This window comes from Microlunatus sp. YIM B11417, assembly GCF_059617205.1.
Genome location: NZ_JCAMPJ010000008.1, coordinates 201,612 through 212,532, shown reverse-complemented (window position 1 = coordinate 212,532; position 10,921 = coordinate 201,612). Strand labels below are relative to the sequence as shown.

Here is a 10,921-nt window from a genome sequence, read left to right as displayed (position 1 = left end):
GGAGACGACGATGGCGAGATTCCGGGATCGGGTCGTGATCATCACGGGCGGCGGTTCGGGAATCGGCGCCACGATGGCGGACCTGTTCGCCGCCGAGGGAGCCTCGGTGATCGCCTTCGACCGCGACGCAGCGGTCGCGGAGCGTCCCGGCGGCCGGGTCGTCGACGTCACCGACCGTGCCGCCGTCCGGGCGGCCGTCGCCGAGATCGAGGCCGATCTGGGCCGGGTCGACGTGTTGATCAACAACGCCGCGGTGGCCGCCGACACGCCGTTCCTGGAGCTGGCCGAGGAACAGTGGGACACCGAGGTGGCGGTCACGCTCAAGGGCAGTTTCCTGTGCAGCCAGGCTGTGCTGCCGGGGATGATCGCACGCCGTTCGGGCAGCATCGTCAACATCGGCTCGGTCAACGGCGCGCAGTATCTCGGCAACGAGGCCTACAGCGCGGCCAAGTCCGGCCTGCTCAGCCTCACCCGCAGCATCGCGGTCCGGTACGGGGCCGACAACGTCCGCTGCAACGCCATCCTGCCCGGCACGATCCGGACGCCGATCTGGGACGACCGGCTGGCCGCCGAGCCGGACCGGTTGGAGAAGGTGGCCCGCTGGTACCCGCTCGGCCGAGTGGGCGCGCCGGAGGACGTGGCCATGGCCGCGCTGTTCCTGGCGTCCGACGACGCCGCCTGGATCACCGGGGTGGCGCTGCCGGTGGACGGCGGTCTGCTGGCCGGAAATCTGCCGATGACCCGGGAGGTCGTTTCGGAATGATCATGGACCCGGATCGCTGGGGCATTGATCAACTTCGGGCGGAGATCGCCCGCCGTGGTGCATCCGCGGCCCGGGCCGGGGAACTCCCGGTCGACTACTACCGGATCGGCTACCGGCTGAGCTGGCTGTTGCCGATCACCGCCCGGCCGCAGGACTTCCCGGCACCGATCCCGGGTATTCCGATCTACCCATGGCTGGTCTGGATCGGCTGGGGCCTGGAGGAACGCTGGGCCGCCCTGCACAACGCGGGCGACACCGAGACGCTGGTCCAGGAACTGGCCGGCCTGGCCGGCTGGTCCAGCTTCGTCGACGACAGCGAGCAGGCCGGCCTGATCACCGCGTCGGTGGCGCTCTGGCTGACTCGTGGGCTCGACGTGACCTCCGGCCCGGACCGGGCCGCGCTGACCGGCATCGCCGATCGGCTGATCACGGAGTCGCTGCTGCCGCGCTACCGGCGGGAGCGCACCGAGCCGCCGGCGGACGACCTGCGCCGGCTGCAGAACATCCGGCTGATCCCGCTCTTCACGGCGGGCCGGCTGGCGGCGGTTCTTGATCATCCGGCGCTGCCCGAGATCGGTGAGCTCGCCGATCAGGCCGTGTCCTCGTGGGTACGGCTGCGTCGCGCCACCGGCTACACGGAGGGCGTCGGCTACGACGGCTATCTGATCGAGCACCTGCTGGAGTGGCTTGCCGTGGCACCCGATCCGGAGGCGATGGAGGAGATCCGGCAGGCGGCACTGGGCTGGCCGGCGACGGCGTTGCCGGGCCGGCCCGAGGTCCAGGTGCCGCTCGGCGACGTCGAACCCGAGATGACCCAGTGGCTGACCGTGATCGCGGCGGTGGCGGCCACCGAGCCCGGTCTTGCGGCCTGGTGCCGTACGGTGCCGTTGCGGGCGTTCCCGTCCGCCGCGCTGACCCGGATGCTCGCCTGGACCGAGCCCGATGCCGAGCCATCGGAACTCATGATCACCGGCGTCCGGCAGCCCGGCGCGGTGGCATTGCGGACGACCGGTCACGGTTCGGCCGGTGATGTGCTGGTCGCGGTGGCCACCCCGCGGGTCGAGGTCGGGCACCTCCATCACGACGCCGGTCACCTGGTCCTCGGCTGGCGCGGCCGGACCTGGATCTCCGATCCCGGCTATCAGCAGTACCGGGCCGGTGCGGAGCGGGACTTCACTCTTGATCATGGAGCGCACAACGCTCCGGTGATCGACGGCGCCGGCCAGACCCGGCGGGCCGCCGTCCTGACCGCGTTGTCGGCGACCGAGGCGGTCGTCGACCTCGGCGGCTGCTACCCCGAATCGCCCGGAGTGCTGCGCCGGACCGTCCGGCTGGACGAGGACAGGGTGCTCGTCCGGGACGACCTGGGCGGTGCGACCGAGGCGGTCACGCACTGGCTGGCCGCGGCCGATCTGCACTGGCAGTTCGTCGACGGCTGGGTCCGGCTCTCGGTCGATGATCAAGAAGAGGCGGTGTGGTTCGGCTGCTCGAGCACGGACCTGTCGCCCCGCTGGCTCGGCCGGCACCCGGGCAGTCGCGGCCAGCTCACGCTGACCGTACCGACGACGACGGAGCGGACCGACTGGGTGTTCGTCCTCGATCCGTCGGCCGGTTGGCAACCCCCATCGAAATCGATCTTGGAGAAGCGATCATGAACAAGGTGAGCAGAACCCTTGGCCGACGCGGCTTCCTGGCCGGCGTCTCGCTCGGCGCCGCGGCCACCGGATTCGCCCTGGCCGGCTGTTCCAGTCCGACCTCGGGCGGCCCGGGTGGGGGTGCGAACGCGGAGGCGGTGGCGCCGCCCACGCGGATTCCGTACACGGGAGTGAAACCCGACCTGCCGGAGGGCGACGGCGGCATCCCGGCCGGCTACTTCGCCTACCCGGCCGATCCGGTCGAGCGGGACGGCTTCCCGCTGTCGCTGTCGGCGCCGGTGACCACCCTGTTGCAGTCCGATCAGGTGATCGCCCAGCGCGACCGGAACTCCTGGTGGCAGGGGATCGAGAAGCAGTCCGGAGTCACGGTGGAGATCAACACCGTGACATCGACCGATTACCAGGCGAAGTTCCAGACCACCATCGCCGGCGGCCAGATCCCCGATCTGGTCCAGGTGATCAACGTCCCGGGCATGCCGGGGATGCTGGAGAAGTACTTCGCCGATCTCTCCGATCACCTGTCCGGCGACAAGATCAAGGACTATCCGGCCCTGGCGTCGATCCCGACGCTGGCCTGGCAGGTGCCGATGCAGAACGGTCGGATCTGGGGCGTCCCGCAGCCGCGGCCGCACGGCGGCCAGATCGCCAGCTACCGCAGCGATCTGTTCGAATCGTTCGGGATCACCGAACCGCCGGAACTGTCCGACGGCAAGGACTTCCTCGACCTGTGCCGGCAGCTGACCGATCCGAAGCGGTCCAAGTTCGCGATGGGTGCGCACCCGGCGGACTGGATGCTGCAGTCGATGCTGGAGATGATGGGCGGCCCGAACAACTGGTCCGAGGAGAACGGCGCGTTCACCCACGAGTACGAGTCGCCGATCATGAAGGACGCGCTGTCCGAGACCGGCAAGATGTATCAGGAGGGCCTGATCCATCCGGACGGGGTCGCGAACCCGTCGCAGAACTGGCCGTGGTGGATGGGCGGCACCACGTCGATCTACCTGCAGGACTTCTCGCAGTGGATGCGCTACGGCCGGCTCTATCCGCAGTGGCGGATCAACGTGCTCACCCTGCCCAAGTGGAGTGGCGGTGGCGCGGCGCAGAAGCACCTCGGCAACCCGGCGTACGGGGCCTGGTGCGGGATCAAGGCCGGCTCGGAGGACCGGGTCAAGGAACTGCTGACGTTCGTCGACTACATCGCCTCGCCGTTCGGCACCGCCGAGTATCTGACCGTGAACTTCGGCGCCGAGGGCACCGATCACACGTTGAAGGGGACCGACCCGATCCTCACCGAGAACGCGGCGATCAACTCACCGCAGGGTCTGCACTACTGCGGGTCCCAGCAGTACGGATCCCTTTACATGCCAGGGGATCCCGACCGGGTCAAGGCGATGCACGCCTACGCGAGCAAGATCCTCAAGGACGGCGTCCTGAACGCGGCCCTCGGTCTGTACTCGGAGGAGAGCGTGACCAAGGGCGCCGCGGCGACGGCCCGGATGAAGGACGCCCAGACCGAGATCATCGTCGGCCGCAAGCCGGTGTCCGGCTGGGACGACGCGGTCAAGCAGTGGAAGAGCGAGACCGGCGACGCCCAGCGCAAGGAACTCGAGGAGGGCTTCCAGCAGCGCGGGCCGCGCTGACTCCGGCCGGCCGATCAGCCGACCGGGTGATCAGCCGACCGGGAGATCACGACGGCGCAGCGCAGCCAGGCCGGCCATGATCAACACCAGTGACGCGCCGATCATGATCAGCAGCGGCAGCGGGGTGAAGGTGCCGCCGGGCAGCTCCGGTACGTACTCGAACACCGACAGCCGGGACACCCAGTGGCCCGGTGCGAGCTCGCCGGTGATCCAGCCGAAGAACAGGCTGATCCCGGCGAGCGCGTACGTGATCACGGCCAGCCGCGGCCGCCAGCCGAACAGCGCGAACGCGATCGCGGTGAACAGCCAGACCAGTGGCAGGTAGACGAGCGAACCGGGCAGCACCCGGGCCAGGTCCTCGCCGAGCCGTCCGGTGATCAGGCCGAGGCCGAGGCCGTGGAACAGCCCGCCCGCGACGATGCCGACGGTTCCGTTGAGCAGTGCCAGCACCAGGTGTCCGGTGGCCCAGCGAAGCCGGTCGACGGGCGCGGCGAGCAGGAGTTCGGCCCGCCCGTCGCGCTCCTCGACCCGGAGCCGCAGCACCGCGTTGACGGCACTGCAGGCGGCGACGACACCGGCGAGCATCATCATCCCGACGACGTACTGGTCGATCACGCTGCCCGGCCCGCCGATCCGGGCGACGGCCTGACGGCCGGCCTCGCTGCGGTCCAGCAGTTCGGCGATGCTGAGCCCGATCACCCCGGTGAGCAGGCCGACCAGGGCGAAGCCGGCGGCCCAGCTGGCCAGGCCGCCGCGGTGCAGCCGCCAGGCCAGCGTCAGCGGCGACCTGAGCGATGCCGGAGCGGTGGCGGGTCCGGGCCGCGGCCGGATCACGCCGCTGCCGAGATCACGGCGGCCGGACACCCACAACGCCGCGGCGACGACCAGCCCGATGATCACGGCGACGACGGCGACCACCCACCAGCGTTCGCCGCTGAACGGGTACAGCTGGCCGGCCCAGGAGATGGGGGAGACCCAGGACAGCCAGCCGAGGCTGCCGCCGGTCTGGGCGCTCACGTCGCCGACTCCGCGGATCAGGAAGGCCACGGAGATGATCACCACGCCGATCACCCGGGCGGTGCCGGCCTCGGTGGTGAGCTGCGCGACCAGGCCGCCGATCGCTGCGAACGTGCAGCCGACCAGGGTCAGTCCGAGCCCGTACGCCAGCGAGCCGGCGACCGGCAGGCCCGAGACGGCCAGCGCGGCGGTCGAGCCGAGACCGACCAGCAGGCTCACGGCGCCGTACTCGATCATGGCCGCAGTCAGCGCGGCGTGCCGGCCGACCCGGGTGGCCGCGACCAGCTCGCGCCGGCCGGCCGCCTCCTCGGACCGGGTGTGTCGCATGATCAACAACAGCACGATCACGGCGACGATCACCGGCATGAAGCCGGACCTCCAGGTGACCAGCTCGCCCAGGCTGGAACCGCGCAGCACCCCGTATGTGACGCAGAACGCGGCGTTGTGCACGCTCGTCTCGGCATAGGCCTGGCGGGCCTCGGGGGTCGGCGCGGTGGCCGTGAAGGCCGCCACGAAGACGAGCTGCACCAGACCCGGGAAGACCGCGATCCCGGGCAGGAACCAGCGGTCCCGGCGTAGGAAGAGCCGCATCATCGCCCCGGTGCCGGTGAAGGTGCGGTTCACCGGGCACCGGACCCGGTCGGCACCCGCTCGGCGTTCCGCGCGGACGACTCGTAGTGGCGGAGGAAGAGCTGTTCCAAGGTCGGCGGCTGGCTGATCAGCCCGCGGACACCGACCTCGACCAGGAGGCCGAGCACCGCGTCCAGCTGCTCGGGATCGACGTCGAACCTGATCTTGGTCCCGTCCGCCTCCAGCCCGTGCACGCCCGGCAGGTTCGCCAGGGACGGTGCCGGGCCGGCCAGTTCGGCCTGGATCGAGGTCCGGGTCAGGTGTCGCAGCTGATCAAGGGTGCCGGACTCGACGGTGCGGCCGTCCCGGATGATCGTCACCCGGTCGCAGAGCGCCTCGACCTCGGACAGGATGTGGCTGGACAGCAGCACCGTGGTGCCGGACCGTTCGTGCAGTTCGGCGACGACCTCCCGGAAGACCGCCTCCATCAGCGGATCGAGGCCCGACGTCGGTTCGTCCAAGATCAACAACTCGGCGTCCGCGGACAGCGCCGCGATCAGGGCGACCTTCTGCCGGTTGCCCTTGGAATAGGTCCGGCTGCGCTTGCGCGGATCCAGCTCGAACCGCTCGATCAACTCGTCCCGGCGCTGCCGGTCCTGGCCGCCGCGGAGCCTGGCCAGCAGGTCGATCACCTCGCCGCCGGTGAGGTTGGGCCAGAGGGTGACATCGCCCGGCACGTAGCTCAATCGCCGGTGCAGGTCGGTGGCCTCGGTCCAGGGATCGCCGCCCAGCAAGGAGATCCGGCCGCCGTCGGGCCTGATCATGCCGAGCAGGATGCGGATGGTGGTCGTCTTCCCGGCTCCGTTCGGGCCGAGGAAGCCGTGGATCTCGCCGTGCGTGACGCTGAGGTCGAACCGGTCCAGAGCCCGGTTGGCGCCGAAGTTCTTGATCAACCCGGACACCGTGATGGCGTCGGTCATCGAGTTCTCCTTGGGAGTGGTTGGTGATCGGTGCCGGCCGCCATCGTGTCGAGCGAGTCGTGGATCCGCTCGGCCTCGGGCCGGGTGAGGATGGGATGCGAGTAGAGGTCGACCAGGGACCGCATCAGCAGCAGTTCGCCCTCGGGCGATTCCGGGTCGACGCCGAAGCTGCGCGCGAGATGCGGGCGAAGCAGGGCGACCGAGAGGCTCATCGCGGTCAGCAACGCGGCCCGGGCGGTCGCGGGCGTGCGCGGCGGGTCCTCGTCGGCCGCGTCGGTCGCGGTCAGCCACTCGGTCGAGAGGGCCGCCATGTGATCGAAGATCGCACTCGGTCCTCCGTCGGTCAGGCTGCGGACCAGGTAACTCTGATAGCGGCGCAGCTCGGCCGCCGGGTTGATCGGACCGGCCGCCGGGAAGGCGTGCGCCTGCTCGTTCAGTCGCCCGATGATCTTGGTCAGATGGTCGTCGCAGGCCTCCCGCAGCGCCTGCTTGGACCCGAAGTGGTGCCGGACCAGTCCCGACGAAACCCCTGCCGCCGTGGCGATCCCGCGGATCGTCGCCCGGTCGAACCCGTGCTCGCCGAACTGCTGGATCGCGGCCTCCCTGATCCGCGCGCGGGCGGTCAGGTCCTCCGGGTCGGAAACGCTCGTCATCACTACCTCCACCGCGAGCGTACTACTCACGCGAGTTGTTTACTACACGTGCGTGTAGTGATGTGGGTCTCCGGGATTCGAGGCGAGTCTCAGCGGGACGCCGGCTCGACTCGGGCAGCCCACTGACCGCCGGAGTCGTGCCAAGGATGGGTCCGGACGAACCCGAGCGCGGTGAGCTCGACGTCGGCCGCATCACCGTCCCACTCGGCCATCGTCGTCGCGGATTGCGCGATCACGCCTCGCGTTTCCAGCTCCACGACGCTGACGCCCGCGTGGAGGCCGAGAGCACCGTTCGCGGGCACCGCGAGGGCCACGTAAGCCGGCCCGACCGCGCTCCCTGCTGCCGACCGCCGGCTCGAACGCACCGAGCTCCTTCCGTCCTGCTCCGGTTGCGGACGCCGTCAAGACGCGCAGCGACCTGCGCCGGCCCGCGGAACGATCATGGTCGGAGCCAGCGGCGCGGACCAGTGACTCCTGTCACGATCCATTGCCGGATGAGCCCAGGCCGGAGTCGCGGGGCCGGTCAGCGGACCAGGCGGTCCCGGACTCGTCTCGGCGCCCGCAGGCCGACCTCGATCTGGCGCGGCTTGAGTTCGGTCAGCCGGCAGTACTCGACGACCAGGCTCATCCGGGGGAAGGTGTTGACGATCAGCTGGTCGGGTGCGATCCGGTCCAGCAGGGCGGCGGCGCGGCCGTGGCCGGGATGGAAGGCCGCCGTGCCGCCCACGTCGGCGGCGTGGAGTTCGGACACCTTGCGCTTCAGCCGATCGAAAGCGAACAGGGTGATCACGATCGAGACCACCGTAGGCACGATGATCACGATCAGGACGGTCTCACCGACCGACCGGTCGATCGCCTCCACCGCCCGGTACGTCCAGCGCCCGATCACGTAGATCAACAACAGGGAGAGCAGGCCCCAGTAGAACGAGTAGCGCAGGCAGATCCGGCCGTGCAGGTTCAGCGGTTCCTTGCTGTAGTCCCAGAAGACGGTGTTGAAGGCCTTCTCCATGACGAAGCTCGCCACATATTCCAGCACGCTGCCGACCAGCATCCCGACGAAGAACAAGATCAACGGCTCCTGCACGTACGGCAGCAGGAAGAGCGTGATCAACACGCCGCCGAGCCCGTAGATCGGGCTCAGCGGGAGGTAGAGCAGGCCGCGCCGGGACTCGATCACCCCGTCCTGCGCGATCGCGTACAGCATCTCGACGATGACGCCGAGCACGCTGAAGATGAAGAAGAACCACAGGATGAAATACAGCTCAGCCCCGAGAATCGTCAGCGTGAACATGGCTCGAACCCTAGCCATCCGCCGACCGGCCGCCGCCGCGACGCGCGCAGGGCCGGGTGGTCGCTCACCGACTCGTCACGAACGCTTGAACTGGACCGCCGGACGCCATCACCACGTTGAACCGGCTGAACTGAAGAGCCATCGCGACAGCGCGAACGCCGAGGCGGCGAGCTCCCGTGGCTTGCTGCGGCACCGCCGCCCACCCCGCCGACAGGTCACTTCCGCAGCGACACGCCGCAGAAAGCGCTGCTTTGGTGACCGGTCGGCGGAAAGGGGGTGGGGTCAGGCGAGCCAGGTGTCCAGGTGCTCGGCGACGAAGGTGTCATCGCGCAGCTGGGGGTAGGCGGCCCAGATCCGGTCGATCTCCTCGAGCTGGCCGGGGCTGAGCACCTCGCCTGGCTCCAGGCACCAGAGGCCCTGCAGCAGGCCCTGGCGGCGGAGGATTTCGTGGATGCCGGGGAGGCAGCCGTGGAACTGGTTCGCGGCGTCGAAGATCGCCGCGTTCGCGTCGGTCAGCGGGCCGTCGACGGCGAGCACACGATTCAGTGCCTCGGTGTCGCCGGCCTTGGCCAGCTTGCTGTCCTCGAGCAGCTTGACGGCTTCGGCGGTCCAGAGCGACCACTGGCCGAGCAGTCCGCCGACGAACTCGAGCCGCCGGCCACCCGGCAGCGGGAAGTGCATCAGCAGGTCGCCGGCGATGTGATCGTCGTTGCCGGTGTAGAGCGCGATGTCCAGGGCGCGGTCGGACTCGGCGATGCCGGTCAGTACGTCCAGCGTCGCGTACCGGTCGAACGGGGCGATCTTGATCCCGATCAGGTTCTCGATCTCCGCCATCCCGGTCCAGAACCGGCGCGGCAGCGGTCGGCCGCCGACGCTCGGCTGCAGGTAGAACCCGATCAGCGGCAGCACCTCGGACACGGCGCGGGCCCGCTCCAGCAGCTGGTCCAGATCAAGATCACCGGCGCCGTACGGTGCCAGTAGTACCGCGTCGTAACCGAGCTCCGCGGCCAGCTGGGTCTCGGCGACGGCCTGCTCGGTCGGGCCGCAGGCGCCGGCGACCAGGACCGCGTCCTCGTCGCCGGACTCCTTGACCACATCCGCGGCGAGCGACAGCACCGGCTTCAGCAGGTGGTTGTGCTCGAAGTGGATCCCGAACTGGGTGCTGTGCACTCCGACCGCGATGCCGCCGGCGCCCGCCGCCAGGTAGTAGCGGGACAGCGCGCGCTGCCGCCGCTCGTCCAGTTGCAGGTTCTCGGTCAGCGCCAATGGCTGCGCCGGGATTACGGTCCCAGCGGCGAATCGGCGCAGTGCCGGGGAGGTGTAGGGGGCACTCATCAGAACTTCCCGTCCCTCGTCTCGAAGTGCGTCGGCTTGCCCAGCATCGCGCCGCCCGCGGCCACCCAGTCCGCGGTCCACTCGATCACTTGATCAAGAGGCACGTTCGGGTAACCGAACAGGCGGTGGCACTTGGTCGCGTCGGAGAGCAGGGCGGTGTCCGCCTCGCTTCCCGTGTACGTCACCTCGAGACCCATCCTGGCGGCCAGTTTCGCTGCCGCACGGCGGATCGAGAGGGTCTCCGGCCCGGTCAGGTTCAGGATGAACGGTGACGTGTCGGCGTGGTGCAGCGAGCGCAGGATCACCTCGTTGCAGTAGCCCTGCCAGACCACGTTGGCGAACCCGGTGGTCAGGTCGACCGGCTCACCGTTCTTGATCTTGGTGGCCAGATCGACCAGCACCCCGTACTGCAACTCCACCGCGTAGTTCAACCTGATCAAGGCGAGCTTGGTCTGGTTGGTCTTGGCGAAGTGGGTCAGGATGCGTTCCCGGCCGAGGCACGACATGGCGTAGTCCCCGACCGGCCCGACCGGGTCGTCCTCGGTGCTGCCGCCCGAGGTGACGGGGGACAGCGGGTACACGTTGCCGGTGGACAGGGCGACGATCTTGGCCGCCGAGTACCGCTCGGCGACCCGGCCGGGCAGGTAGGTGTTGGTCGCCCAGGTCGCGGATTCGTTGCCCTGGGTGCCGAACTTGGAGCCGACCAGGAAGATCACGTTCTCCGCATCGGGGAGCGTGGCCAGCGCCTGGTCGTCGGTGATGTCGGCGCGGATGACCCCGGCGCCGGCCCGTTCCAGCCGGTCGGCGAGCTCGCCGCGGCTGAACCGGGACACCGCATGCACCTTGGCCCCGGTGCCTGCCGCGGCGATCCCGCGGCAGGCGAGTTCGATCAAGCTCGGTCCGAGCTTTCCTGCGGCGCCGAGGACGACGATGTCACCCCGCAGACGGCTGAGGTCAGCGACGAGATCATCGCCGGGTTCGCTCAGCGCGTGGTCGAGTTCGGCAAGAGTCTTCACG

Annotated in this window: 10 protein-coding genes; 3 read left to right on the top strand and 7 right to left on the bottom strand. The window is 69.6% G+C overall.

Features of this window, described 5'->3' with window-relative positions; all coding sequences use genetic code 11:
- Window positions 1-10: 10 nt before the first annotated feature.
- From AC6CCG_RS28450 to AC6CCG_RS28440, 3 genes are read left to right on the top strand one after another with little or no spacing between them, the layout of a single operon-like run.
- Complete coding sequence (locus AC6CCG_RS28450; RefSeq protein ID WP_496658140.1) at window positions 11-763, top strand: SDR family oxidoreductase; 753 nt, start codon at window positions 11-13, stop codon at window positions 761-763.
- Window positions 760-2,418 carry a heparinase II/III domain-containing protein gene (locus AC6CCG_RS28445; RefSeq protein WP_496658139.1) on the top strand — a complete coding sequence of 553 codons (1,659 nt, stop codon included), beginning with the start codon at window positions 760-762 and terminating at the stop codon, window positions 2,416-2,418. The genes AC6CCG_RS28450 and AC6CCG_RS28445 overlap by 4 nt, the downstream gene beginning before the upstream one ends.
- Before the next feature lie 5 nt (window positions 2,419-2,423).
- Window positions 2,424-4,058, top strand: coding sequence for an extracellular solute-binding protein (locus AC6CCG_RS28440; protein WP_496658137.1), 1,635 nt, complete (start codon window positions 2,424-2,426; stop codon window positions 4,056-4,058).
- 30 nt (window positions 4,059-4,088) lie between these two features.
- On the opposite strand, the gene AC6CCG_RS28435 is transcribed toward AC6CCG_RS28440, so the two are convergent.
- The 7 genes from AC6CCG_RS28435 to AC6CCG_RS28405 all read right to left on the bottom strand — a co-directional run bounded on the left by AC6CCG_RS28435 (window position 4,089) and on the right by AC6CCG_RS28405 (window position 10,920).
- Window positions 4,089-5,699, bottom strand: a complete 1,611-nt coding sequence (locus AC6CCG_RS28435) for an ABC transporter permease (RefSeq protein ID WP_496658136.1) — start codon at window positions 5,697-5,699, stop codon at window positions 4,089-4,091.
- Window positions 5,696-6,625 carry an ABC transporter ATP-binding protein gene (locus AC6CCG_RS28430; RefSeq protein ID WP_496658134.1) on the bottom strand — a complete coding sequence of 310 codons (930 nt, stop codon included), beginning with the start codon at window positions 6,623-6,625 and terminating at the stop codon, window positions 5,696-5,698. The genes AC6CCG_RS28435 and AC6CCG_RS28430 overlap by 4 nt, the downstream gene beginning before the upstream one ends.
- Complete coding sequence (locus tag AC6CCG_RS28425) at window positions 6,622-7,278, bottom strand: TetR/AcrR family transcriptional regulator (RefSeq protein WP_496658133.1); 657 nt, start codon at window positions 7,276-7,278, stop codon at window positions 6,622-6,624. Before AC6CCG_RS28425 ends, AC6CCG_RS28430 begins: the two co-directional genes overlap by 4 nt.
- 89 nt (window positions 7,279-7,367) lie before the next feature.
- Entirely contained in the window at window positions 7,368-7,643 is a 276-nt protein-coding gene (locus AC6CCG_RS28420) for a hypothetical protein (RefSeq protein WP_496658132.1), read from the bottom strand.
- 158 nt (window positions 7,644-7,801) lie between these two features.
- A complete protein-coding gene (locus tag AC6CCG_RS28415) occupies window positions 7,802-8,569 on the bottom strand; it encodes a putative ABC transporter permease (RefSeq protein ID WP_496658131.1) in 768 nt (255 codons plus the stop codon).
- A gap of 282 nt (window positions 8,570-8,851) precedes the next feature.
- Entirely contained in the window at window positions 8,852-9,904 is a 1,053-nt protein-coding gene (locus AC6CCG_RS28410; protein WP_496658130.1) for a dihydrodipicolinate synthase family protein, read from the bottom strand.
- Window positions 9,904-10,920 (bottom strand): NAD-dependent epimerase/dehydratase family protein, encoded by a 1,017-nt coding sequence (locus AC6CCG_RS28405; RefSeq protein ID WP_496658129.1) that lies wholly within the window; start codon window positions 10,918-10,920, stop codon window positions 9,904-9,906. The genes AC6CCG_RS28410 and AC6CCG_RS28405 overlap by 1 nt, the downstream gene beginning before the upstream one ends.
- Between the last annotated feature and the right edge of the window lies 1 nt (window position 10,921).

Bases quoted from the DNA above. Each gene is read 5' to 3' on its own strand.
- AC6CCG_RS28445 (WP_496658139.1), top strand. From the start codon at position 760: ATGATCATGGACCCGGATCGCTGGGGCATTGATCAACTTCGGGCGGAG.
- AC6CCG_RS28430 (WP_496658134.1), bottom strand. From the start codon at position 6,625: ATGACCGACGCCATCACGGTGTCCGGGTTGATCAAGAACTTCGGCGCC.
- AC6CCG_RS28415 (WP_496658131.1), bottom strand. From the start codon at position 8,569: ATGTTCACGCTGACGATTCTCGGGGCTGAGCTGTATTTCATCCTGTGG.
- AC6CCG_RS28450 (WP_496658140.1), top strand. From the start codon at position 11: ATGGCGAGATTCCGGGATCGGGTCGTGATCATCACGGGCGGCGGTTCG.
- AC6CCG_RS28425 (WP_496658133.1), bottom strand. From the start codon at position 7,278: ATGACGAGCGTTTCCGACCCGGAGGACCTGACCGCCCGCGCGCGGATC.
- AC6CCG_RS28410 (WP_496658130.1), bottom strand. From the start codon at position 9,904: ATGAGTGCCCCCTACACCTCCCCGGCACTGCGCCGATTCGCCGCTGGG.